General features: G+C 65.1%; 25 protein-coding genes, 1 tRNA gene and 1 pseudogene. 17 read left to right on the top strand and 10 right to left on the bottom strand.

Going from position 1 to position 24,055, the window contains the following annotated elements; translation table 11 throughout:
* A pseudogene (locus A9X00_RS30995) lies at positions 1-95 on the bottom strand (O-methyltransferase); the annotation flags it as partial.
* 186 nt (positions 96-281) lie between these two features.
* Here A9X00_RS30995 and A9X00_RS25495 point away from each other — a divergent pair.
* From A9X00_RS25495 to der, 6 genes are read left to right on the top strand one after another with little or no spacing between them, the layout of a single operon-like run.
* The gene (locus A9X00_RS25495; protein ID WP_067159910.1) at positions 282-1,145 is read left to right on the top strand and encodes a ParA family protein; all 864 of its coding nucleotides are present in this window, start codon (positions 282-284) and stop codon (positions 1,143-1,145) included.
* Complete coding sequence (locus A9X00_RS25490) at positions 1,142-1,957, top strand: segregation/condensation protein A (protein WP_067159907.1); 816 nt, start codon at positions 1,142-1,144, stop codon at positions 1,955-1,957. The genes A9X00_RS25495 and A9X00_RS25490 overlap by 4 nt, the downstream gene beginning before the upstream one ends.
* Positions 1,954-2,652, top strand: coding sequence for an SMC-Scp complex subunit ScpB (scpB, locus tag A9X00_RS25485; RefSeq protein ID WP_067159905.1), 699 nt, complete (start codon positions 1,954-1,956; stop codon positions 2,650-2,652). Before A9X00_RS25490 ends, scpB begins: the two co-directional genes overlap by 4 nt.
* Positions 2,652-3,395 carry a pseudouridine synthase gene (locus A9X00_RS25480; RefSeq protein WP_067159902.1) on the top strand — a complete coding sequence of 248 codons (744 nt, stop codon included), beginning with the start codon at positions 2,652-2,654 and terminating at the stop codon, positions 3,393-3,395. The genes scpB and A9X00_RS25480 overlap by 1 nt, the downstream gene beginning before the upstream one ends.
* Complete coding sequence (gene cmk, locus A9X00_RS25475) at positions 3,392-4,063, top strand: (d)CMP kinase (RefSeq protein ID WP_067159899.1); 672 nt, start codon at positions 3,392-3,394, stop codon at positions 4,061-4,063. Before A9X00_RS25480 ends, cmk begins: the two co-directional genes overlap by 4 nt.
* Positions 4,060-5,460 (top strand): ribosome biogenesis GTPase Der, encoded by a 1,401-nt coding sequence (gene der, locus A9X00_RS25470; RefSeq protein WP_067159896.1) that lies wholly within the window; start codon positions 4,060-4,062, stop codon positions 5,458-5,460. Before cmk ends, der begins: the two co-directional genes overlap by 4 nt.
* On the opposite strand, the gene A9X00_RS25465 is transcribed toward der, so the two are convergent.
* Entirely contained in the window at positions 5,417-6,214 is a 798-nt protein-coding gene (locus A9X00_RS25465; protein ID WP_067159894.1) for a group I intron-associated PD-(D/E)XK endonuclease, read from the bottom strand. The genes der and A9X00_RS25465 overlap by 44 nt on opposite strands.
* 147 nt (positions 6,215-6,361) lie before the next feature.
* Positions 6,362-6,435, bottom strand: a tRNA-Pro gene (locus tag A9X00_RS25460).
* 222 nt (positions 6,436-6,657) lie between these two features.
* Between A9X00_RS25460 and A9X00_RS25455 the strand changes: the two genes are divergently transcribed.
* On the top strand, positions 6,658-8,304 hold the full coding sequence (locus tag A9X00_RS25455; protein WP_067159891.1) for an SWIM zinc finger domain-containing protein: 1,647 nt from the start codon (positions 6,658-6,660) through the stop codon (positions 8,302-8,304).
* A gap of 193 nt (positions 8,305-8,497) precedes the next feature.
* On the opposite strand, the gene A9X00_RS30990 is transcribed toward A9X00_RS25455, so the two are convergent.
* A complete protein-coding gene (locus tag A9X00_RS30990; protein WP_156772293.1) occupies positions 8,498-8,887 on the bottom strand; it encodes a hypothetical protein in 390 nt (129 codons plus the stop codon).
* Between the two features lie 55 nt (positions 8,888-8,942).
* Here A9X00_RS30990 and A9X00_RS25450 point away from each other — a divergent pair, with 55 nt between their 5' ends.
* The 4 genes from A9X00_RS25450 (at position 8,943) to A9X00_RS25440 (ending at position 12,439) form a co-directional block, all read left to right on the top strand.
* Positions 8,943-9,785 carry a hypothetical protein gene (locus A9X00_RS25450; RefSeq protein ID WP_156772292.1) on the top strand — a complete coding sequence of 281 codons (843 nt, stop codon included), beginning with the start codon at positions 8,943-8,945 and terminating at the stop codon, positions 9,783-9,785.
* Positions 9,786-10,044: 259 nt separating this feature from the next.
* Positions 10,045-10,953 (top strand): alpha/beta fold hydrolase, encoded by a 909-nt coding sequence (locus A9X00_RS25445; protein ID WP_067159886.1) that lies wholly within the window; start codon positions 10,045-10,047, stop codon positions 10,951-10,953.
* Positions 10,954-11,281: 328 nt separating this feature from the next.
* Positions 11,282-11,494, top strand: coding sequence for a CsbD family protein (locus tag A9X00_RS30275; protein WP_082975506.1), 213 nt, complete (start codon positions 11,282-11,284; stop codon positions 11,492-11,494).
* A gap of 666 nt (positions 11,495-12,160) precedes the next feature.
* Complete coding sequence (locus tag A9X00_RS25440; protein WP_369830794.1) at positions 12,161-12,439, top strand: DUF3349 domain-containing protein; 279 nt, start codon at positions 12,161-12,163, stop codon at positions 12,437-12,439.
* Between the two features lie 258 nt (positions 12,440-12,697).
* Here A9X00_RS25440 and A9X00_RS25435 read toward each other — a convergent pair whose 3' ends face one another.
* The gene (locus tag A9X00_RS25435) at positions 12,698-14,005 is read right to left on the bottom strand and encodes a cytochrome P450 (protein WP_067159883.1); all 1,308 of its coding nucleotides are present in this window, start codon (positions 14,003-14,005) and stop codon (positions 12,698-12,700) included.
* A 155-nt stretch (positions 14,006-14,160) separates the two neighbouring features.
* Between A9X00_RS25435 and A9X00_RS25430 the strand changes: the two genes are divergently transcribed.
* Positions 14,161-14,646: a pyridoxamine 5'-phosphate oxidase family protein gene (locus tag A9X00_RS25430; protein ID WP_067159913.1), complete on the top strand. Its 486-nt coding sequence runs from the start codon at positions 14,161-14,163 to the stop codon at positions 14,644-14,646.
* Here the strand turns inward: A9X00_RS25430 and A9X00_RS25425 are convergent.
* Positions 14,643-15,818 (bottom strand): aldose epimerase family protein, encoded by a 1,176-nt coding sequence (locus A9X00_RS25425; protein ID WP_067159880.1) that lies wholly within the window; start codon positions 15,816-15,818, stop codon positions 14,643-14,645. The two genes, A9X00_RS25430 and A9X00_RS25425, sit on opposite strands and share 4 nt — an antisense overlap.
* Before the next feature lie 103 nt (positions 15,819-15,921).
* Here A9X00_RS25425 and A9X00_RS25420 point away from each other — a divergent pair, with 103 nt between their 5' ends.
* From A9X00_RS25420 to A9X00_RS25405, 4 genes are all read left to right on the top strand, one after another.
* Positions 15,922-16,740: a DUF1707 domain-containing protein gene (locus A9X00_RS25420; protein ID WP_067159876.1), complete on the top strand. Its 819-nt coding sequence runs from the start codon at positions 15,922-15,924 to the stop codon at positions 16,738-16,740.
* Positions 16,741-16,761: 21 nt separating this feature from the next.
* A complete protein-coding gene (locus A9X00_RS25415; protein ID WP_067159873.1) occupies positions 16,762-17,604 on the top strand; it encodes a DUF1707 domain-containing protein in 843 nt (280 codons plus the stop codon).
* A gap of 76 nt (positions 17,605-17,680) precedes the next feature.
* Positions 17,681-17,917: a hypothetical protein gene (locus A9X00_RS25410; RefSeq protein ID WP_067159870.1), complete on the top strand. Its 237-nt coding sequence runs from the start codon at positions 17,681-17,683 to the stop codon at positions 17,915-17,917.
* A gap of 49 nt (positions 17,918-17,966) precedes the next feature.
* The gene (locus A9X00_RS25405; RefSeq protein ID WP_067159867.1) at positions 17,967-18,707 is read left to right on the top strand and encodes an SDR family NAD(P)-dependent oxidoreductase; all 741 of its coding nucleotides are present in this window, start codon (positions 17,967-17,969) and stop codon (positions 18,705-18,707) included.
* 11 nt (positions 18,708-18,718) lie between these two features.
* Here the strand turns inward: A9X00_RS25405 and A9X00_RS25400 are convergent, their stop codons facing one another.
* Together A9X00_RS25400 and A9X00_RS25395 are read right to left on the bottom strand one after the other, a co-directional pair.
* A complete protein-coding gene (locus tag A9X00_RS25400; RefSeq protein WP_067159864.1) occupies positions 18,719-19,081 on the bottom strand; it encodes a DUF1036 domain-containing protein in 363 nt (120 codons plus the stop codon).
* Between the two features lie 4 nt (positions 19,082-19,085).
* Positions 19,086-19,337: a hypothetical protein gene (locus A9X00_RS25395; protein WP_156772291.1), complete on the bottom strand. Its 252-nt coding sequence runs from the start codon at positions 19,335-19,337 to the stop codon at positions 19,086-19,088.
* Between the two features lie 111 nt (positions 19,338-19,448).
* On the opposite strand from A9X00_RS25395, the gene A9X00_RS25390 reads away from it, so the two are divergent.
* Positions 19,449-20,231 carry a Stf0 family sulfotransferase gene (locus A9X00_RS25390; RefSeq protein WP_197515269.1) on the top strand — a complete coding sequence of 261 codons (783 nt, stop codon included), beginning with the start codon at positions 19,449-19,451 and terminating at the stop codon, positions 20,229-20,231.
* On the opposite strand, the gene A9X00_RS25385 is transcribed toward A9X00_RS25390, so the two are convergent.
* Together A9X00_RS25385 and A9X00_RS25380 are read right to left on the bottom strand one after the other, a co-directional pair.
* A complete protein-coding gene (locus A9X00_RS25385; RefSeq protein ID WP_067159855.1) occupies positions 20,173-23,052 on the bottom strand; it encodes an RND family transporter in 2,880 nt (959 codons plus the stop codon). The two genes, A9X00_RS25390 and A9X00_RS25385, sit on opposite strands and share 59 nt — an antisense overlap.
* 1 nt (position 23,053) lies before the next feature.
* Positions 23,054-24,055, bottom strand: a 1,002-nt coding sequence (locus tag A9X00_RS25380) for an alpha/beta fold hydrolase (RefSeq protein ID WP_156772290.1), incomplete at its 5' end; no start/stop codon positions are given.

Below are 24,055 nucleotides of genomic sequence, written 5' to 3'. Positions count from 1 at the left end.
TCACCAATCTGACCCGTCGTGGTGATGTTGCGCACGCCGGCGGCCATCCGCCACACCGACCAGCGCAGGATGGGCAGCCGTCGTTTGAGGTCCATGAAACCCACGATAGCGACCTCCCGAATGTTGCTGGTGTGACTGAAGTTAACTCCCCTTACGCGTGAGCGTTCGACCAGCGATTTCTGCCCATATTGGCTGGTGACTCGCCAGCGCGGCGCCCGGTTTAACTGCGCGAAGCCGTTAGACTTTCGAGCGATGTTCACCTCCCGAACACGCCGGGCGTGATGACCGAGCACCCGGAAAACGGCGTCGAGATCGGCTTGACGGGACGCCCACCGCGGGCGATCCCCGAGCCGGCGCCGCGCACCTCGCACGGCCCCGCCAAGGTCGTCGCGATGTGCAACCAGAAGGGCGGCGTCGGGAAGACCACGTCGACCATCAACCTGGGCGCCGCGCTCGCCGAGTACGGCCGTCGGGTGCTGCTGGTGGACATGGACCCGCAGGGCGCCCTGTCCGCGGGCTTGGGCGTGCCGCACTACGAGCTGGAGAAGACGATCCACAACGTGCTCGTCGAACCGCGGGTGTCGATCGACGACGTGCTGCTCAAAACCCGGGTCAACCACATGGACCTGGTGCCCAGCAACATCGACCTGTCGGCCGCCGAGATCCAGCTCGTCAACGAGGTGGGCCGCGAGCAGACCCTGGGCCGCGCGCTGTATCCGGTGCTGGACCGCTACGACTACGTGCTGATCGACTGCCAGCCATCGCTGGGCCTGCTCACCGTCAACGGGCTGGCCTGCTCCGACGGCGTCGTCATCCCCACCGAGTGCGAGTACTTTTCCCTGCGCGGGCTGGCGCTGCTCACCGACACCGTCGACAAGGTGCGCGACCGGCTCAACCCGAAGCTGGAGATCAGCGGCATCCTGCTCACCCGGTACGACCCGCGCACCGTCAACGCGCGCGAGGTGATGGCCCGCGTCGTCGAGCGGTTCGGGGACCTGGTGTTCGACACCGTGATCACCCGGACCGTCCGGTTCCCCGAGACCAGCGTGGCCGGCGAACCGATCACCACCTGGGCGCCCCGATCGACCGGCGCCATCGCCTATCGCGCGTTGGCCCGCGAGTTCATCCACCGATTCGGCGCGTGAACTCAACCTCCAACGGTGAGGCGCCACCCCAGACCGGCTTCCAGGTCCGCCTCACGAACTTCGAGGGGCCGTTCGACCTGCTCCTGCAGCTGATCTTCGCCCATCGCCTCGACGTCACCGAGGTGGCGCTGCACCAGGTCACCGACGACTTCATCGCCTACACCAAAGAGATCGGTTCCCAGCTGGGGCTGGAGGAGACCACGGCGTTCCTGGTGATCGCCGCGACGCTGCTCGACCTCAAGGCCGCGCGCCTGCTGCCGGCCGGACAGATCGACGACGAAGAGGACCTGGCGCTGCTGGAGGTGCGCGACCTGCTGTTTGCCCGGCTGTTGCAGTACCGGGCGTTCAAGCACGTCGCGGAGATGTTCGCCGAGCTGGAGGCCGCCGCGCTGCGCAGCTACCCGCGCGCGGTGTCGCTGGAGGACCGGTTCACCGAGCTGCTCCCGGAGGTGATGCTCGGCGTCGACGCCGAACGGTTCGCCCAGATCGCCGCGGTCGCGTTCACGCCGCGGCCGGTGCCGACGGTGTCGATCGGCCACCTGCACGAGGTGGCCGTCTCGGTTCCCGAGCAGGCCAAGAAGTTGCTGGAGATCCTGGAGGCCCGCGGCAGCGGGCAGTGGGCGACGTTTTCCGAGCTGGTCGCCGACTGCGAGGCGCCGCTGGAGGTCGTGGGCCGCTTCCTCGCGCTCCTCGAGCTGTATCGGACGCGGACGGTAGCATTCGACCAGTCGGAGCCGCTTGGCGTGCTCCAAATTTCGTGGACCGGGGAACGGCCGGCCAACGAGGCCCTTCTAGAAGTGCGTGACGAATGACTGACGAGTTGCCCGAAGAGCCGCCCGAAATCGATCTGGGGATCGAGATCGCCGAGGCGGCGCCGATGGACGCCGACGAACTCGGCTCCGTGCTGGAAGCGCTGTTACTGGTGGTGGACACCCCGGTCACCGTCGAGGCGCTGGGCTCGGCCACCGGGCAACCCGTCTACCGGATCGCGGCCAAGCTTCAGCAGATGTCCGAGGAACTCGCCGAGCGCGACAGCGGCATCGATCTGCGGCAGAACAGCGAGGGCTGGCGGATGTACACCCGCGCCCGCTTCGCCCCCTATGTGGAGAAGCTGCTGTTGGACGGCGCGCGATCCAAGCTCACCCGGGCCGCGCTGGAGACGCTGGCCGTCGTCGCCTACCGCCAGCCGGTGACCCGCGCGCGGGTCAGCGCGGTGCGCGGCGTCAACGTCGACGCCGTCATGCGCACCCTGCTGGCGCGCGGCCTGATCACCGAGGCCGGCGTCGACGACGACACCGGCGCGACGACGTTCGCCACCACCGAGCTGTTCTTGGAGCGCCTGGGGTTGGAGTCGCTGGGCGATCTCCCCGACATCGCGCCGCTGCTCCCCGACGTCGACACGATCGAGGACCTCAGCGAATCCCTGGACAGCGAGCCACGTTTCATCAAACTCGCGGGCGGTTCGGCGTCCGAGCAGTCGCTGTCCTTCGATGTGGACAAGGATTGATGTCCGAAACTGAAGGGGTCCGGCTGCAGAAAGTCTTGTCCCAGGCCGGAATTGCCTCGCGGCGGGCGGCAGAGAAGCTGATCATCGATGGCCGCGTCGAGGTGGACGGGCAGGTGGTGACCGAGCTCGGCACGCGGGTCGACCCGGATGCCTCCGTGATCCGCGTCGACGGAGCCCGGGTGGTCGTCGACGACTCGATGGTGTACCTGGCGCTGAACAAGCCGCGCGGCATGCACTCGACGATGTCGGACGAGCACGGCCGGCCGTGCATCGGCGACCTGATCGAGCGCCGGGTCCGCGGCAACAAGAACCTCTTTCACGTCGGTCGGTTGGACGCCGACACCGAGGGGCTGATCCTGCTGACCAACGACGGCGAGCTGGCGCATCGGTTGATGCATCCCTCCCACGAGGTGCCCAAGACCTACCTGGCGACGGTGGCGGGGACGGTGCCGCGCGGGCTGGGTAAGCGGCTGCGCGCTGGAATCGAGCTGGAGGACGGGGTGGCGCGCGTCGACGACTTCGCGGTGGTCGACGCCATCCCCGGGAAGACGTTGGTGCGCTTGACATTGCACGAAGGGCGCAACCGCATCGTGCGCCGGCTGCTCGGGGCCGCCGGTTTCCCGGTGGAGGCGCTGGTGCGCACCGACATCGGCGCGGTGTCGCTGGGCGAGCAGCGCCCGGGCAGCATCCGCGCGTTGCGGCGCGACGAGGTCGGCGCGCTGTACAAGGCGGTCGGGTTATGAGTGCTTTTGTGGTGGCCATCGACGGACCGGCCGGGACCGGGAAGTCCTCGGTGTCAAAGGGTTTGGCGAGCGCGCTCGGCGCCCGCTACCTGGACACCGGGGCGATGTACCGGATCGTGACGCTGGCGGTGCTGCGTGCGGGGGTCGACCCGGATGATGCCGAGGCGGTGGAGACGGTCGCGTCGACGGTGCCGTTGTCGGTGGACGATGACCACTACTTCCTTGCCGGAGAGGATGTTTCGGTCGAGATCCGCGGTGACGAGGTGACCCGTGCGGTCTCGGCGGTGTCGGCTGTGCCGGCCGTGCGCTCCCGGTTGGTGGGGTTGCAGCGGGCCTTGGCCGAGGGGACCGGCAGCGTCGTCGTCGAGGGCCGCGACATCGGAACCGTTGTGCTGCCCGACGCTCCAGTGAAGATCTTCCTCACCGCCTCGGCCGAGACGCGAGCCAGGCGCCGCAACGATCAAAACGTCGCGTCCGGCCTGGCCGACGACTACGAGGGCGTGCTGGCCGACGTGCGCCGCCGCGATCATCTCGATTCCACCCGGCCGGTGGTCGCGGTGGGCGCGGCCGACGACGCGGTGGTCGTCGACACCAGCGACATGAGCGAGGCGCAGGTGATCGCGCACCTGCTCGATCTGGTCAGGCAAAAGAGCGGGGCGGTGCGATGACGTCCGACGGCACCTGGTCCGACGAAAGCGATTGGGAACTCACCGATTCCGGCCTCTCGGACGTCGACGAGCCCGGCCCCGCGCCCGTCGTCGCCATCGTAGGCCGGCCCAACGTCGGCAAGTCGACCCTGGTGAACCGGATCCTCGGGCGGCGCGAGGCGGTGGTGCAGGATGTTCCCGGCGTCACGCGCGACCGCGTGTCTTACGACGCGCTGTGGACGGGGCGCCGGTTCGTCGTGCAGGACACCGGGGGATGGGAGCCCGACGCAAAGGGCCTGCAGCAGCTGGTGGCCGAGCAGGCGTCGGTGGCCATGCGCACGGCCGACGCGGTGATTCTGGTGGTCGACGCGACCGTCGGCGCTACCGCGGCCGACGAGGCCGCCGCGCGCATCCTGCTGCGCTCGGGCAAGCCGGTCTTCTTGGCCGCCAACAAGGTTGACAGCGAGAAGGGCGAGGCCGACGCCGCCGCGTTGTGGTCGCTGGGCCTTGGCGAGCCGCACGCGATCAGCGCGATGCACGGCCGCGGCGTCGCCGATCTGCTCGACGAGGTGCTGGCCAAGCTGCCCGAGGTGTCCGAGGCGGCGCCGGCGGCTGGCGGTCCCCGACGCGTGGCGCTGGTCGGCAAGCCCAACGTGGGCAAGAGCTCGCTACTGAACAAGCTTGCGGGAGACCAACGTTCGGTGGTGCACGACGTCGCCGGCACGACGGTGGACCCGGTGGACTCGCTCATCGAACTGGGCGGCAAAGTGTGGCGGTTCGTCGACACCGCCGGGTTGCGGCGCAAGGTCGGCCAGGCCAGCGGGCACGAGTTCTACGCCTCGGTGCGCACCCATTCGGCCATCGACGCGGCCGAGGTCGTCGTCGTGCTGATCGACGCCGCCGAGACGCTGACCGAACAGGACCAGCGGGTGCTGTCGATGGTGATCGAGGCCGGCCGCGCGCTGGTGCTGGCCTTCAACAAGTGGGACCTGGTCGACGAGGACCGCCGCGACCTGTTGGAGCGCGAGATCGACCGCGAGCTGGCGCAGCTGCGCTGGGCGCAGCGGGTCAACATCTCCGCCAAGACCGGCCGCGCGGTGCAGAAGCTGGTGCCGGCCATGGAGACCGCGCTGGAATCCTGGGACAAGCGGATCTCCACCGGCCAGCTCAACACCTGGATCAAAGAGGTCGTCGCGGCCACACCGCCCCCGGTGCGTGGCGGCAAGCAGCCGCGCATCCTGTTCGCCACCCAGGCCACCGCCCGCCCGCCCACCTTCGTCCTGTTCACCACGGGTTTCTTGGAGGCCGGGTATCGGCGCTTCCTGGAACGGCGGCTACGCGAGACGTTCGGCTTCGAGGGTTCGCCGATCCGGATCAACGTGCGGGTGCGGGAGAAGCGGGGAGCCAAGCGGCGCTAGCGTGAGCGCGGGTGGAATCGGGTAGGCCGTCGGTCGGTGGAACCGCAGGCAGCCGATATTCGGAATATGCCGCGAGCGCGATCGCCGTCAGGCCGCCGACGGCCGCTATAGGGATCAGGTAGTACCCGAAGTCGCCGTCGATGACGAAGAAATAGTCGATCTCGTCCGGCCCATATGTCGCCCGTTCCTTGCCTGTATTGGAGATCCATGCGATCCAGGCGCTCCCTTGTTTCACCGTGGTCGTCTTGACTTGGATGCGTAGGGCTGCGGCGCCTGTCCAAACCACGAGGTCATAGCGGCACGGCTCAAGCGGCCAGGAGACTGAATGGCCACATAGCTCGAACCATGCCGCAGCCATCAGCGAGCCGGCCCTCGGCAGATTGACGCGTTGCGGACTCATCAGGTCAATTGGTGTCTGCGGCTTTCGCGCCGGGGTCAAATGCAAGGTATCGAGGCCGAGCCGTAGCGCGTGTCCGCGTATCGTCGTCGTACTCGATCCGCCGGCCAGCCCCAGCTTTTCCGACACCTGCGCCCAACTCGTGGCAGACGCGATGGCAACGGCCAGCTGTTGGTCCGTCCACCGTCGCTGGCCAGTGAAGTGGCTGTAGTCGAGTCCCAGTCGGTCGGCGTGCGCGCGGACGGAGCGCATCGCGGCTGCGGACGTGGCAGCGAGGCCCAACGCTCGAAGGACGCCGCGCCAGGAGCGAGAAGCCTGGACGGCATCAATCAATTGGGAGTCCGAATAGTGCCTCATGACATAACGCTACCGGGTCACGCCCTATATTGCGCCATTCCAGTGCAGTCGCCAGATTGGGGGCGCGATTTCGGTTCACGGCCTCGAACGCGGTGGCTCTGAAACCATCGCGATTTCGGAAGATGGCGATGCCCAAGGACATCACGGTCGGGCTGACAGGATTTGAACCTGCGACCCCTACACCCCCAGTGTAGTGCGCTACCAAACTGCGCCACAGCCCGTGGTCCGCCGCAACAATCCGACAGACGCCAGGGAACGATACCTCAGTGTTGGGCCCGACTACGGAATGACCCGGACAGTTGGGTCGGCGTGGGCCGCGGTGCGCGCGACGCAGCTCAGGCCGCGACACTGGTTCCGGCACTGGACGAAGCTACGGGCGCTCGCTCATGCCTCATGCCGCCCACCTGAGAGCTGTCGCCGAGGCGATCGGGCACCATGTCGGTATGCCGCTGTCGGAGAGTGCGCTGCTCGACGTGGCCGGTGACCGGAGCTACGCGCGAGCCGAAGACTACGTCCGCTATGTCCGGGGTCTCCGAATCACCGGCGAGAAAGCCCATGCCTCGGTCCAGGCCAAGCGTGTCTACACCGTGGAGCTTGACTGGTCCGGTCCGCAACCTGATGGTTTCTGCACGTGCCCGCACGCCGCCGACGGTCACTTCTGCAAGCACCTTGTCGCAGTCGGACTCGCCGTGATCGACAGCGGCGCCGTCGACGACGCCAATCGGCTGACATCGGCGCTGGAAGCGACCGTGCAAGCGATGGACGTCGACGAGCTTCGCGGACTCGTCATGACTCTCGCCCGCCGCGACGACGAACTGCGCCGCCTGCTGGAGATCCGCGCCAGCGCATCCGGCGATGACACGACCGCCAAGGCCGAGTTTGAAGCTCGGGTGCGCCACGCCCTGGAATTCCGCGGATTCGTCGACTATCGCGAGTCTTACACGGTCGCGGCAGCCGCCGATCGGGTGCTCGATGAGCTTGAGCGCCATCTGAACACAGGGCCCGCCGAAATCGTGCGACCGGCCCTGCTGTGCGCACTGACCCTGCTGCGCACGATCACCGGAAATGCTGACGACTCATCGGGGGTGATCGGCGGTGAATGCCAGCGGGCCGCCGACCTGTTCGCACAGGCTTGTCGCCTGGGCGCACCAGACCCAGCCGAACTCGCAGGGTGGCTAGTGACTTTCCGTTCCACCTCGCCGGGATGGCCGACGCTCACGCTCGCGGATTTCGTCGACGCGTTCGATGACCATGCGCTCGCGATCTACCGCGCGGCGGTCGCGGACTTGGACCGACAGCACGCGGGCCGCGATCAGTGGAGCCGGTTCGAAGTCGACACTATGTTGCTGGAGCTCGCCGATCACGACGGGGACGTCGATCGAGCTATTGAGTTGCTGAGCGAACGCGAGCACCCGCAGTACGGAGCGATTATCGCCCGCTTGCGGCTAGCGGGACGTGCCGACGAGGTAGTGAGCTGGATCGATCGGGCGGTTGCCGAAGGCCGAATCAGTTCTCACGGCGGCGGTAATGACTACTGGCTGAGCCCGTCCACTGTCGCCGAGACGTACCGGGGCCTCGGCCGTATCGACGACGCGATCGCCGTTCTGCGCAACGAATTCGTCAGGCGGCCTACGGTTCTGGCCTTTCGGTCGTTGCTGGACTTTGCCTCCACGATCGATCGCGCCGATACCGAACGCACCTGGGCGTTCGACCATGCGCGAGAAGTGGCTGGGGGCCCCGGCGCGGGGTCGCTCCTGGTCCAGCTCTCACTGAGCGAGGGGGACGTGGATGCGGCCTGGGAGGCAGCCGACTGCTATGGCCCAGGCTGGGCATGGCAGGAACTCGCTAGGCAAGGCGCCGAGACTCGGCCGGTAGCCGCTGCCGATCTGTACCGGCCGAAGCTCGAGAAGGACCTGCGGTATCCCAACTCCAAGCTCTACCCGGAAATTGCCGCGACGCTGGCAACGATGGCTCGGCTGTATGAAAAAGGCAGTCGCAGTGCAGATTTCGCGTCGTACATAGCCAAGCTCCGGCAAGACTACGGCAGGCGCCCCGCGCTGATGAAGGCGCTCAACGCGAAGGGACTCTGAACCGTCATCAACTCGGAGGCTTTGTTCGGGCGGGATCGTGGCGCGTGGCGGCCGGAGGGTGCCTGGCCGCGGGTGTGGTTGGTGCAAGGTGATTGACGGCTCGGCGGCCGAATAACACGGTTTGTTAACCGAACGCATCCACCCAAGCCCCGATCGGGTTCGTATGCTTGCCAGGGGAACTGGTCGTTCACATTCACGCTGGGTCGTTCTCGCCTTTCGTATCCGGCATCGGCCCGGCGACATCTTCGCCAACAATTTGCCAAATGCCAGCCGAAATCGCGATAAGAACGATACTTACAGCAGCTGAATAATCCAGGAGGGAGACAACATGCCTAATCCGGGGGATGCGTGTAACACAGATGGCGACATCGATTTTGACACCACTGACGGATCGGTGCTGGTTTGCCGAGATAACCGGTGGCAGCGTATAGCAGAGCCGCCGCCAAGCACCGCAGCCGAGGAGCGAGACGAGCTGGCGGCCGGCGAGGCGCCCGCGGCCGAAGCCGATGGCTAGCGGTGACCCGGAACACGACGACATTGCACCGTGGACCACGGCCTCGGAGTCGTTGCGGTCGGTCGTCAAGTGGATCGCTAGCTCCTTCGGCGCTCTTGGCGCACTGCTCATAGGAACTGCGCCGTTGGCGGCGCTGCATCGGCTGAACGCGTCGGCCGACTGGTTAGGTTGGTTCTGGCCGATAGTGTCCGGTGTCGTCGCCCTCGTGGCAGTCGGTTACATCGTGTGGCTGGCAACGTCACTCCTCACACCATCGCCGATCACTTTGCAGGAGGTTGCAACTAAGTCGAGGTTCAATACGCTGCAGGAATTGGTGGCTGCCGACCCGACTGCCTACTTGGGCCTATGGGGTCGCGACATTCCATCTTTCGTGAAGCTACGGGACAGGGAGTTCGAAATACTGGCCAAACTTGACGCAAAGATAAGGTCGTCGAGCAACAGCCAAGAGCTCAAAAGCTTGACAGCTGCCCGCCCACTACAACTCAAGGTTGTCGAGGTATGTGGACTTGTGTCGGCACGTCTCCTTGCCGTCGCTGGATTCTACGACCTGGCCCGGCGCTTCTCCGACGCCAAGATTCGAATGTTCGTCGCTGCAGTCTTTGTCGTGATTGGGATTGTCGGATTCGTCGCTACGACTCCTAGCGACGCCAAGGCCACGACCCCGAACGATGGCAGGGCCACGACCCCGAATGATGGCAAGGCCACCACCCCTAGCGACGACAAGCACCAAGCAGCGGATCAGATGGCGGTGCCGGCGCTGGTATCGCTCACCAGCAAAGGTGCCACGGAGATCGAGCCAGTGCTTGGTATCGGTTGCACGAATCCGATCCAAGCTGTCCTTCTAGCAGGTGATGCAAAGGGGCCGTGGCGGCTGATGATTACCGACGACCGGTGCCGGAACGGGACACTGACGGTGTGGAAGGAACAGGCGGTCGTGTTGGAGGTATTTCCTTCTCCTGGGAAATGAAATTCATCACTGCTAGGCGTTACTGGGGTCGGGCGTCCCACGTGTGCTCACCCGGGAGCGGCGCCTTTCATCTACTCGCCGTCTAGGTCGATGACTGGGGCACGCGAACTGGATCCGAGTTGAACCTGCATTGACTTCGTTCCCGCCGCGACGCTACATACGTCCCGCCAGAACACAATCAGAAACAGTTTCTGACCCCGGCTTGGGCTACGCTGCTCTGACGCGCCACGCCCTCATATCCCGGGGGATGATGACTGACATGGACGCTGAACTGAAACGCTGGCTGGACTCCGGAGAATTCTTCGACTACCTGGGCTTCGACATCTTCTACCGCGTCGAGGGCAGCGGGCCGCCGCTGCTGCTGATTCACGGTTATCCGTTCAATTCCTTTGACTGGGCACCGATCTGGCCCACACTGACCCAACGCTTCACCGTCATCGCACCGGACATGATGGGTATGGGATTCTCCGCCAAACCCGTGGCCTACCAGTACTCGGTGCACGACCACGCCGACATGCACGAAGCCCTGCTAGCCCATCTCAACATCCACAACGCTCACATCCTGGCCCACGACATCGGCGACTCCGTCGGCCAGGAACTGTTGGCCCGCCACGAATTCGGCCAACAGACCTACGGCGAGTGGCGCATCGACTCGATCACCTGGCTCAACGGCGGCATGTTCATCGAGGCGTACACGCCCAGGGCGGCACAGAAGCTGATGTCGGGCACTCCGCTGGGCGACCTGTTCAGCCCTGTGCAGGGCAGCCCGCTGGCACGACGACTGCTCGAGCCGACAATACGCGAGATGTTCGGCCCCAACACCAAACCGAGTCCGCACATGATGGAAGTCTTCAATCAGATCCTGGACTACAACGACGGCCGGAGGGTGCTGCACAAGGTCGGCCGGTTCATCAACGACCGCTACACGCACCGCAACCGGTGGGTGCGCGCCATGCGGCAGACCGCGGTCCCGATGCGGTTGATCGACGGCCCGGTCGATCCCAACTCCGGTGCGCACATGGCGCGCCGCTACGCCGAGGTGATCCCCGACGCCGACGTGGTAATGCTCGCCGACGACATCGGGCACTGGCCGCAACTCGAGGCGCCCGAGGAAGTGCTACGGCACTTCCTCGCGCACATCGACCGAATCGCGCGGCTGAACGAATAGGTACTCGTCTGCGGGCCCTCGCATCGGGAAGGCTCGCAACGCGCAAATGGCGGCGAGCGATCGCCGAACACAACATTTGTTGTGCGCGCCGCGTGGTCGGGGTGTTTGTGCGCGTCGAACACGCGAATGTCGTTGATGCTGTGAGGAATCGAGCGAGCTATTCGTCTCCACTGGGGCGAAGGGCCGTCACCAATCGCAGCTGAGATTCCGCGATTTCGGCCGGTTCAACTCGGCCTCGTCACTGTGCAGCCCAGCGGGGTGGGTCAGGCCGAAAATGGGTAACCCCCGATTAGCGCAGTATTCGTAACCGGAAGAGAAGGACGCACCAGTGAGCGGCGCGGATAAAGCCCGAAACAAGATGGACCAGGTGACGGGCAAGGTCAAGGAGGCAGTCGGCCGGGCGATCAACGATCCAGGGTTGGAGGCTGAGGGCAGGGCCGGTCAGCGGGCGGCTCACCTCAGAGACGCGGGTGAAAAGGTCAAAGACGCATTCCGGCCGCGCCGGCGTCGACAGATGCCTCGGCGGCGTCGCCAAATATAGGCGCCGAAGTCCTCACAGCCTGCCCTATCGGACCAGCTCGCGAGCACGCGTATCGACCGGCAGGGGATCACCCCGCGGCACGGCGGACCGCCACAAGTCGATGATCTCGACGTTCGGGGTTGCGCGCCTGGTTAGAGTCGCCCTGAGCAGCCATGCCTGACCTGGATGAACTTCCGCGATCTTCCAAACGTCGTACCAAATATGAGCACCATGTCCACGATGAGGACCGGACATCGACGACTGCCGGACGGGTCGCTGCTCCGGGTTGACATCGAGTTGGGCCGCTTCGTGGGGAGTCTTTATACACCAGACATGCGGGTGAAGACACGAGTCGTCGGCAGCGACATCGAGGTTCATGCGTGGGCTGGTCGCGTGCAACGGAGAAACAATTTGGCGGCATGAAGGCGCGGCAACAGGACCCGTCGCGCCTGCGCAACCATTGGCAATGATTATGTGCGGTCGTATCTCAGTCACGCAGTCAATTCGACGGCCCGCCTACGTACCAGAGGGAAGCGGTGGCCTCGATGTCACACGCGCGGAGCTTAAATCCGCGACAGCACTTCCGGTGCTTCGCATCTCCGCGAGGCTGGCGAAGGTGCGGACGCGTTGGGTTAGGCTATGAGCTGCGCTGATCCGTAGTTTCAGCGGCTGTTGCGGGGGTGTCAGGTGATCTTGACTGATATGGCGGCCAGGTTTGTGGCGTTCATTCGCGCCGGCTACCCGCACGGCATCCCCAAGACCGACTGCAGAGCGCTGCTGGCATTGTTGCGGCGTCGGTTATCCGAAGACGAGGTAGCGGCAGTGGCCAGAGAGCTGGTGGCTCGCGGCGAGTTGAAAATCACCGATATTGGCGCGACCATCGCGTGGTTCAGTGACAAACCGGCGACGGCGGCAGATCTTGAACGTGTCCAGCGTCGCCTTAGGGGTGATTGGTTGTCGCGTTGATCCCGACCAATTGGGCGCGTGTTGCTCGGCGGTTTTCTACCGCTTGTGAGCTTCGCAGTGGAGCACGCCGGCGGGTGGGGCCGCGTCGCGCACGCACTGGTACATGCTGCGGGGAACGCCGCTCCGTTGAGGAACGCGAGGAACTGCTCGGCGAACGCCTGAGATCATCAAGTCGCGCCGCTGCGGCAGCTAGTTCAAATCTCGTCGCCGACAAGTGCGCCGATAATCAGCGAATGGCGAGAGTGGGCGGATCAGTCCTCAACGGGCAACCGTTGCGTGCCCCAAGTCGACGGGCAACTCCTTGATCCCGCGCAGCAGGGTGCTGTCGTTCGGGACCGGCTCGCCGGTCAGGGCCAGCTGGGGGAAGCGTTCGAACAGCGCTTGCAGTCCGATCTGCAGTTCCATGCGCGCGAGCGACGCGCCCAGGCAGCTATGGATGCCGCTGCCGAAGGCGATGTGTTCGCGGGCGTTGGCGCGGGTGGTGTCGAATTCGTTGGGACGTTCGAAGACGGCCGGATCGCGGTTGGCCCCGCCGATCAGAAGGAAGATCGCCGCGCCTTCCTGCAAGGTATGTCCGTCGATCTCAACGGTTTCGGTCGCCACCCTGGCCGCGATATGTGCGACGGAGTCGTAGCGCAGCACCTCCTCGACCGCGTTCGCCCAGCCCTCTGGATGCTCCTGGAGGTGGGCGAGCTGATCGCGATGCCCGACCAGCGCCACAACCGCGTTGCCGAACGCATGAGTGGTGGTGATGAACCCGGCGCCCAGCAGTAGCCCCGCGAACATCCTGACCTCGGTCTCGGTGAGATCGCCGTCCTCCAAAACCGCCGACAAGATACTGCCGTCCCCACCGCTTCGACGCAGCCGCTCGATATGCACGGCGAGGTAGGTTTCGAACTCGCGCAGCGCCACTATGGAGGTCCGGTACTCGCGCCACGACGGCGACGTGCTGTTGAGAATTTTGGTACCGGGCTCGGCGAATGCTTGCAGGCGGGTTGTCTCGTCGCGAGAAATGCCGAGCATTTCGACGATAACGGCGATGGGGATCTGCGAGGCGTAGGCGGCGATCAAATCGCATTGGTTGGTGCCTTCGAGATCGTCGAGCAGGGTGTCGACGATGTCCTGAATGCCCTGACGAAGTCCCTCGATCGCCCTAGGGGTAAATGCCCGCGACACCAAGCGACGCAACCGCGCATGCTCGGGCGGATCGGCGACCAGCAGCGACGGCGGTTCCACGCCATTCAGCACGCCGGGGTTGGTTTTCGCGAGCATCCGCTGAATAACCGGAAACGGAGACCGGTCGCGCGGTTTCGATGTGCGGAACCTGTCGTCCCGCAGCACATCACGGACAATCTGCGCGTCAGCGGTGACCCACCCGCCCACAATCGCGGAGAGACGTCCCCGTTCGCGTATCCGCTCGACAAGGCGATACACGTCGGCGGGCGCGCCGCCGTCGATTAACAGCTGGGAAAAAGGATCGCCCCGGCGCGCGAGCAATTTCAGCGTCCAACGCGGCAGTCCATATCCCAGCAGCCAATGCACCCGGGTCTTGACGTCGGCATTCATATTCGCCCCTGCCTTCGGCTACCGATGAGGCTAGCGGTCAACCAGCGGCGATACGCGTCAAAGAAACGCGCCGGAATCTACCGGATCGCACAATTGCGGCGGGCCACTCAGCCGCGTTGGCCGCGGGCGACGCAGCGGCGAGCTATACCGGTGTGATGGACAAACAGGAGTTGGCTCGGGAGCTCGGCCACCCCGGCGCCCAGAAATTGCTCTCCGGTTCAATGGCGCGGCTCGCGTACAACGGCCACGACGGCTTCCCACGAGTCATCCCCGTCGGGTTCTACTGGACCGGCGAACGCATCGTTGTCTCGACGGCACCGACCTCCCCGAAAGCCCGCGCGCTAGCCTCCCGCCCGGAAGTCGCGCTGACGATCGACACCGGCTCCACCCCGGAAGAGGCCAAGGCGCTGCTGGTGCGTGGCCTTGCCACACTGCAAACCGTCGACGGCGTCACCGACGAGTACCTCGCCGCGGCGCGGAAGTCGATGGACGAAGCGCAGCTTGCCGAGTTTGAACGCAACGTGCGCTCGACGTATCAGCAGATGGTGCGCATCTCGATCGAGCCGGTATGGGCGCGGTTTTACGACTTTGGCGCCGGCCGGTTACCCGCGTTCCTTGCGGACCTCGTCAACCATGACTAGCGGGAGCCGAAGGCGAAAACGGTTGTCGAATCGTAGGTCTGGCCCGGGTTGAGCGTGGTGGTGGGGAAGGTCGGATGGTTCGGAGAGTCGGGGTAGTGCTGGGTCTCCATCGTGAATCCGGCGCCCTGCCGATAGGCATGCCCGCTGGCGCCCGTGAACGCCCCGTCGAGGAAGTTGGCGGTGTAGAACTGCACGCCGGGCTCGGTTGTGGAGACCGTCAGGGTGCGCCCCGACTTCGGGTCGTGGGCCCTGGCCGCCTCCACCAGCCCGGTGTGGTTGCCGCGGTTGATCACCCAGTTGTGGTCGTAGCCGTGGGCGAGCAACAGCTGCGGGTCGTTCGCGGTGATACGCGCGCCGATGGCGGTCGGTGACGTGAAGTCAAAGGGTGTGCCCCGCACCGGGGCGATCTGTCCGGTCGGGATCTGCGTGGGGTCGGTCGGGAGGTAGTGGTCGGCGTGGATGGTGACCTTCTGGTCGTAGACGTCGAGCGTGTCCTCACCCGCCAGGTTGAAGTAGCTGTGATTGGTCAGGTTGATCACGGTCGGCGCATCGGTGGTCGCGCGGTAGTCGATGCGTAGTTCGTTGTTCTGGTCCAAGGTGTAGGTGACGGTGGTCGTCAGCGTCCCGGGATAGCCCGTTTCGCCTGCGGGGCTGACATATTGGAGCCTGAGGCCGACGCTGCCGCTACCGTTCTGCGGATTGGCCTGCCACACCTTCGTATCGAAGCCCGCGGTGCCGCCATGCAGGCTGTTGCCGTTGTTGTTGGTCGGCAGGTGATATTCGTTGCCGTTCAACGTGAATGCGCCCTTGGCGATCCGGTTGCCGTAGCGGCCGATGATGGCGCCGAAATAGGTCTTGGCGGAGCCCGTGTTGTTCAGGTAGCCGGCCAGGGTCGGAAAGCCCAGCACGACGTTGTCGACGTTTCCGGTGCGATCGGGGACCTCGATGGACTGAATGATGCCGCCGTAGTTCAGGATTCGCACGCGCATGCCGCGCCCACTGGTGAGTGCGTAGCGGGTCACCGGGCTGCCATCCACCTGACCGAACGGCTCGCTGGTGATCGACGGCGGTCCGGCACTGCCCGTAGCGGGGTTCGTCGTCGTGTTGCTGCATGCCGCCAAGCCCGCTACACCGGCGATGGCAATCGGCCGAAGTAATCGTCTGCCGCGCATCGCCTCTCCTCGCACTCGTACCGAACCCACCCCTGCGTCTCGCCGACCGAGGATAGCGCTAGGGCGGCATCGACCTCGTGCATCCTCGGTTACGCTCACCCTCGTGTCCGCCGGATACATCAGGGCTACCGACAGTGACCGCGACGAGACCGGACGGGTGCTGGACGCGGCGCTCAGCGACGGCCAGCTCTCGATGGAGGAATATCGCCAACGGGTCAGCGCCGCGCGCCGCGCCGCCACTGTCGGCGAGCTCAAGTCGCTCGTGGAAGACCTGCAGATCCGCAGCGCCCCTGCCCAACCCCCGAAGCCGGCCAGCCGACGGGGCATCCTGATCGCCGGCGTCGCGGCGGTGGCGCTCGCGGGCCTCGGCATCGGGTGGAAAATGCTCGGCAACACCACTTCGTCGTCGTCGCCGTCCGCGCCACCTCCGAGCCCCACCAGCACCGTGGCGATCACCCCGATCACGCCACCGCCGCCGCCGCCACTACAACTGCAGACCGTCGACGGGCTGACGGGACTATTGGCGCAAATGCGGAAAGAGATCGGCGACAGCATGGGCTACCGGCTGGTGGTCTACGACGATCACGCGGACCTCGACCGTCCCGACCCCCAAGACACACACAATTCAGTGACCTACCACTACACCAGGAGCGGCTGGGCGAAGCAGGGCGCCAGCACCATTCCGCCAACCTCGACCGCGGGGGACCTGAGCAAGTTCAACGTGCAGGAAGTGGTCAACGTAATGCGTGGGGCGCCGCAGGCAGTCCAGGTCCCCGGTGCCAACAACACCTTCTTGATGATCGAGTCCGGCAAGGACGGCGGCCTGGCCCTGTCGGTCTATGTATTCAGAGACCGCGACGGCGGCTACATCGAGCTCAACGCGGACGGCGCCGTCCAGGCGATCAAGCCCCTCACCAACTGATCCACCTTCTAGGATCTTCCCGTGGCCACCGCGAACACCCGGGCTACCGACAGCAACCGCGTCGACACCTGCCAGCTGCTGGACCTAGCGCTGAGCGACGGCCAGCTGTCGATGGAGGAACACCGCCAGCGGGTGAGGGCCGCGACCAACGCCACCACCCTCGGCGAGCTGCAGTCGCTGGTGTCCGACCTGCAGATCCGCCGCGCCCCAGCCCAGTTCCCGAATTTAAAATCGCTCGCCGGCCGCCGGGGGATACGCATCGCCGTGCTCGTGGGGGTGGCGCTACTGGGCGTCGGCATCGCCTGGGGTCTGTACGCCAACACCGCGCCCGATCGCGCCCAGCCACCCGCCGCCAGCCCGGTGGTAGTCGCGCCCCCGCCGCCAACGGAGGCACCCGCCGTCGCACCGCCGCAGTCCTCGACACCGCCACCGGCACCAGAACAACTGATGACGGCGGGAGGGGTGTCGGACGTAGTCGCTCAGATTCGGACGAAGTTCGGTGACACCATCGGCTACGAGCTGCTGGTCTATCCCGAGCGCGCCGCGATCATTCGACCTGACTCGGTCAACGCGCACAAGACGGTGGAATTCTCGTACGCGAATGGCCTTTGGGGCGCCAGCAGCAGCGCCAGCAAGCCGATGGACACGATCGTTGGCGACGTCGGCAAGTTCGACGTCCAGGCCGTCATCAGCGCGCTTCGCGCGGCGCCCCAGACCCTGCACATCGACGGCGGCCACCCGGACTACATCTCCATTCAAGCCGCCGAAGACGGGACGTTGCGCATCGAGCTCTATGTCACCAATGGCTACACAGGGCGCTACCTCATGGTCAACGCGGACGGCAGCATTCGACCGGACTTCTGACCGGGCGACCACTTGTTGGCCAAGGTGTATCTCGTGTGTGACCTTTCCGCGACTGCGACCAAGGACGCTCATCGTCATGGCGGTATTGGCGCTACTGTGCGCGCTCGCGTCGGCGACGTGCGTCGGCTACTACCTGGGTCGGCGAGCCGGCTCGCGGCCGCCGACCTGGAAGCAGCGGACGAGTCGGGTCGCGCTGGGAAGGCTCGCGATCAGCTTGCTCGTGGCGGTGACCGCGCGCCGCGTCCTGAGGCTGAGAACCGTTGGGCACGTTGATGTCCTGCGCGCCGGCGTAGCGCGGATCCTCTCGTACTGAGGGCGCAATGTAGCCTTTGAAGCCCGTCACCGCACCAAGAAGGGCCGATATGTCAGCACTGCAAGGCAAGGTCGCGTTGGTCACCGGTGCGTCGTCGGGCCTGGGCGCCGAAACCGCCCGGCTGTTTTCCCGGCAGGGCGCAACGGTTTTCGGCATCGGCCGCGACACCGAACGCCTGGCCGCGGTATTCAAAGACGTGGAACGCGGCGCCTACGCCTCGGTGGACGTCGGTTCGGCGCAGGCCTGCCGGGACGCGGTCGAGCAGTGCGTCCGGGAGTTCGGCGGCCTCGACGTCCTGGTCAACGTCGCCGGCAAACACCAGATGCGCCGAACCGAGTCGATGAGCGACGACGACTGGGCAGAAGACCTCGCGGTCAACCTGAACGGACCGTTCTACCTGTGCCGGGCGGCCCTGCCTCAGCTGCTGGAACGAGGCGGCAACATCGTCAACGTCGGCTCCATCGCGAGCGTGGAGGGCCAGGCGTACTCGGCCGGCTACTGCGCCGCCAAGCACGGCCTGATCGGGCTCACCCGCGCGCTGGCGGTCGAGTACACCGCGGATCGCCTGCGTGTCAACGCGGTCTGCCCGGGCGGCATGCTGACACCGCAGATCGAACACTTCACCGCGCCGGAGAACCCGAACTACGACCTGATCCTGCGCACGGCCTCACCGCGCGGCATGATGCAGCCCCTCGACGTCGCCAACGTGATCGCGTTCCTCGCCAGCGACGCCGCGGCCGCCGTCCATGGCGCGGTCTATCGCGTCGACAACGGCAAGGGTGCGGGGTAGCCCGCACCGATTCACGCATTCAGGTTCACGGTGTGGTGGTTTCCCAAGAACGAGCCTCCATCCGCGCGTGCCATTCCGACGACATCCCACGTCGACGTCCCGATCTGGTAGCAGCTGTCGAACTTTTCGATCGGGTCGACATAGACCTGGGGTCCGTTGCCGTCGCCCCACCACGTGCCGTCGCCGGCCTCGGCATAGAAGTACAGGTAGCGATTCGAGCTGTAGATCACGGTCTTGGTCTCACCCGGGTTCAGGTTCCACCATCCGTGCGACGCCCAACCACCGCCTTCGCCTCCGCACGCGTCGTCGTCGCGCTTCAAGACCGCGACCGAAACCAGCTTGCTGTAATTGTTCTTGAACTCGAACCATGGCATGGCGTTACTTCTTCCGCTCGACGTCGACGGTGTCTTCCGTCGCGCTGTGACCTTTGGCGTGGGCACGAAGCCCCGCAGCCTTTTTCGACTTCTCCGCGGAGCGATCCGCGGAGGTGTGCGTGACCGACTCATCCCCCAGCACGGCGAGGTTGAGATCGGTGTTGACCACCCGCTCTTTTGGCATGGCTGTGACCTTTCTTCTGTTGATACGGCGCGATACGGCGTCGTCCTCCGGCTCGCCGATTGATCGCGCCATCAGTGTCCGGCCGACGACGAGTCATCCGCGTGAGTAGTGCGCTACCTGTTTGTGGGCGGTCGGTTCCAGAGGCCCGGCGCCTACACTTCAATGACACGTCCGAGGAGGCCTATGCGACACGCGAGCTATGTCATCGCCTCGACCCCTCGTTCGGGTAGTTCGTTTTTGGCCGCCGGGCTCGTTGCGACGGGAGTCGCCGGGCGGCCCGAGGAGTATTTCGGCGCAGACCACATTGCGGCCTACAAGGAGGATCTGGGGCTGCCGGTGGACTGCTCCTGGACCGAATACCTGGCGAATGTCAGAGCGTTCGCGGCGACGGAGAACGGCGTGTGGGGCTTCAAGATCCACTGGCGGGACGTCGTCTCGCTGGCGCGGGCCCTAGGGTTTCGCGCCGATCCAGGCGCGGTCCTCGAGACGCTCTTTCCGACAGCGGTTTTCGTCAACATCGTCCGCGCCGACCGGCGTGCGCAGGCCATCTCGCTGTTTCGTGCCGAAGCGACGGGCGAGTGGTTTCGTTCTCCGGGCCCGCCGACGATGGAACTTCCCTGGGGTCTGTATCTGGGCCGGCCCACGCCGCAGCGGCCAGCGGTCGACCTCACCGGTACCGCGCCGACGCGCGAGCAGATCACCGAACTGGAGCGCGGCATCGACGCCGAGCAGGCGGCGTGGACCGACTACTTCACCACCCGGCGTCCCGAAGTCTTGACGGTCCGCTACGAAGATCTCGACGAGGACTATCACGGTGAGATCGCGCGCGTCCTGCGATTCCTCGGCGCCGATCCCGCACACGCCGACGGCGTGCCCAAGCCTCCGCTCGAGCGTCAGTCCGACCACCTCAACGACCACTGGCGCCGGCTGATCGACGAACAGGATCGTCGCCACCCGGCGCAATGACGACCGTCGCCCTCGTTACCGAACGACGACGGCGTACGCGCTGCGGCCACCAGAACCAGGGTCCGAGCAGTGCCGCGATCGCGGGTGTCATGAACGCGCGCACGATCAGTGTGTCGAAGAGCAGGCCCAGACCGATGGTGGTTCCCACCTGACCGATAACGCGAAGGTCGCTGACCGCCATCGATGCGAGCGTGAACGCGAAGACCAAACCGGCTGACGTCACGACCTTTCCGGTACCGCCCATCGCGCGAATGATGCCCGTGTTGATCCCCGCGCCCATCTCTTCTTTGAACCGGGACACCAGCAGCAGGTTGTAGTCGGAACCGACCGCCAACAGGATGATCACCGACATCGCAAGCACCATCCAGTGCAAATGGATGCCGAGCAGATGCTGCCAGACGAGCACCGACAGCCCGAAGGACGCGCCCAGCGAAAGCGCAACCGTACTCACGATAACCATTGCGGCAACGAAACTTCGGGTCATGAGCAACATGATGACGAAGATGAGACAGAGCGAGGCCACTCCGGCGATGACCAGATCGTATTTGGAGCCGTCGCTCATATCCTTATAGGTCGCCGCGGTGCCGGTGAGGTAGATCTTGGCGTCCTCCAACGGAGTTCCCTTGAGCGACTCCTCGGCCGCCGTCTTGATCGGATCGATGCTCGCGATGCCCTCGGCCGTCGCGGGGTCGCCCCGGTGCGAAATGATGAACCGGACGGCCTTCCCGTCGGGTGAGAAGAAATATTTCATGATCCGCTGGAAGTCCTTGTTCTGGAAGACCTCCGGAGGCAGGTAGAAGGAGTCGTCGTTCTTGGCGTTGTCGAACGCCTTGCCCATGGCCATCGCGTCCGAGCTCATCGAGTCCATCTGGCTGTAGATCCCGGACATGGTGCTGTGCATCTCCAGCAGCATGGTCCGCATGCTTTGCATCGTCGCGATCATGGGCGGGAACTGCGCGATCATCTGCGGCAAGAGCACGTCCAGCTTGTTCATGTCCGCCACCAGCAAGTGCAGCTGCCCGCTGATCTGGTCGACGCCGTCCAGCGCGTCGAACATCGAGCGTATTGACCAGCAGACCGGAATGCCGTAGCAGTGCCGTTCCCAGTGGAAGTAGCTGCGGATCGGCCGCCAGAAGTCGTCGAAATCGGCGATGTGGTCCCGGAGTTCATCGGTGATGGCCGTCATCCCCTTCGTCTCGCCGATGATGCGATGCGTCGTGTCGGTGAGCTGTTGCATCAGGCCGTACATGCGATTCATCGTCGCGATGGTCGAGGTCAGCGCGTCCGCCTGCTTGAGCATGTCGTCGATGCTGTTCTTCTGGAACTTCATCGTTTGCATCTGCCCGGCGTTCTGCATGCTGAGCAGGAACGGTATCGACGTGTGCTCGATCGGTGTTCCCTCGGGCCGGGTGATCGCGACGACGCGGGAAATCCCCGGAACTCGAAAGACGCCCTTGGCCAGCTTGTCCAGGATGAGAAGGTCGGTCGTGTTCCGCATGTCGTGATTGGTCTCGACGATCAGAACTTCAGGCATCATGCGCGCCGCTGAAAAATGTCGCTCCGCGGCCGCGTACCCCAGGTTGGCGGGGATGTTCGTAGGCACATAGAGGCGGTCGTCGTAGCTCGGTTTGTAACCCGGCAACGTCACCAATCCGATGAGGGCGATCACGCATGTCGTGATGAGAACGGGCAAGGGCCAGCGCACGATTACCGTTCCGGCCCGTCGCCATCCGCGAACTCCGATCTTGCGCCTCGGGTCGAACAAACCGAAGCCGCTCCCGACGGCGATCATGGCCGGTATCAGCGTGAGCGCGACCGCCACCGTGATCAGCATGCCGACGGCGCATGGCACGCCGAGGGTGCGGAAATAGGGCATCCGGGTAAAGCTCAGGCAGTAGACCGCCGCGGCGATGGTCAATCCGGAGCCCAGGACGACTTTGGAGACGCCGCGGAATGTGGTGTAGTAGGCCGATTCCCGATCCTCGCCGGCCTGACGCGCTTCCTGATAGCGGCCGAAGAAGAAGATCCCGTAGTCGGTTCCGGCCGCAATCCCCAGGGACACCAGCAGATTAACGGCAAAGGTCGACAGCCCGACGACGTGATGGTCGCCGAGAAACGCCACGATTCCTCGGGACGCCGCCAGTCCGATCCCGACCATGACCAGCAACAGAATGACGGTGGCGACCGAGCGGTAGACGAGCAGCAGCATCACGAAGATCACCACGACGGTTACCACCGTGATCCTGAGGATCGACGTGTTGCCGGCCCGGTTCGTGTCCGCGACGAGAGGCGCCGGCCCGGTGAGATAGGCCTTCACGCCCGGGGGTGGCGGGGTGCGCTTCACGATGTTTCGGACGGCTTCCACGGATTCGTCCGCCAGGGGGGTGCCTTGGTTGCCGGCCAGACTCAATTGCACGTAGGCGGCCCGACCGTCGGCGCTCTGCGCTCCCGCCGCGGTGAGCCGATCACCCCAGAAATCGTGGACGTGCTGGACATGCTTCGTGTCGGCTTCCAACTGGCGAATCATGCTGTCGTAGAACTTGTGCGCGTCGTCGCCGAGCGGCTGCTCACCCTCTAAGACGATCAAGGCGAAACTGTCGGAATCGGATTCTTTGAAGTCCTCACCCATGCGCGTTATCGCCTTGACCGATGGCGCATCCTTGGGGCTCATCGGTACCGAGCGCTCTTCCGCGACGTGCTCCAGTGACGGGACGCCGACACTCACGATGAGAGCGATCGCCGTCCACCCCAGGATGATGGGCACGCAAAACCGGCGGACCATCCGCGCTACGAATGGTGGTTGGGGAACTTCGGTGCTCATGCTAACCGAGCTCACGGGCGAGTATTTGACCGATCGCGGCGATCGGCCCGGGCATATCCATGTCGGAATGCCGGCTTTCGATCTTGTGCGCGGACACGTTTCCCTTCAAGTAAGGCGCCCACGCCGCGACGCACTGATCCGGCGATCTTGGTTCGTTGATCGTCGGTATGAATAGCAGCGAACGGCCGTCGTAGACGGGCGACACAAAGTCGTTGAGGATTTCGACACTGTTTCTGGTCAACGCAATCACCGTGTCCGCCAACGACTTATATTCGGCGTCGTCGATCGAGATTCCGTAGCGCTCGTTCGCCCATGTCTTTATCACGGACCGTGTATCGCTCTCGGAAAAGCGCGTCAGCAGCAGGGGATCGTCCTCGTACCTGGGCACGCTGGCGATCAATCCCAAGAGCGCCACCTCGTGACCTCGGTTGCTGAGCTCCGCCGCCATCGCCTGGGCCACGACACCGCCAAACGACCAACCGAGCACGACGAAGGGGCCTTCGGGTTGGATGGCCAAGATCTGCTCGAGATAGTCATTCACCATCGCGGGTATCGAACTGGCGAACGGCGTCGTGCCGTCGACGCCGCGCGCCTGAATCCCGTAGATCGGCCGGTCGGGAAGATGACTGACGAGGCCGCGGTATCCCCACGCGACTCCACCCGCCGGGTGAATGCACCACACGGGGAGTTTGGTCCCGCCCAAACGAAGCGGCAGCACCGTCGCGAAGGGATCCACGAACTCGGATGCCGGTTCGTGGGAAAGCCATTCGGCGAGTTGGGTGACGGTGGGGGCGTCGAAGATGGCGCGGATGGGGACTTCGGTGCCGAGTTCGGTGCGGATGCGTGCGACGAGTCGGGTGGCCGATAGGGAGTGTCCGCCGAGGGTGAAGAAGTTGTCGTCGGTGCCGACGCGGGGCAGGCCGAGGATTTCGGCGAACAGGGCGGCCAGGACGCCTTCGCGGGGGTTGCGGGGGGCGTGGTAGGTGGTGGTGCTGGTGAATTG

It is taken from the genome of Mycobacterium sp. 1245805.9, from assembly GCF_001672915.1.
In the GTDB taxonomy this organism is placed as follows: Bacteria; Actinomycetota; Actinomycetes; order Mycobacteriales; family Mycobacteriaceae; genus Mycobacterium.
This window is presented reverse-complemented; position numbering and strand designations above follow the sequence as displayed.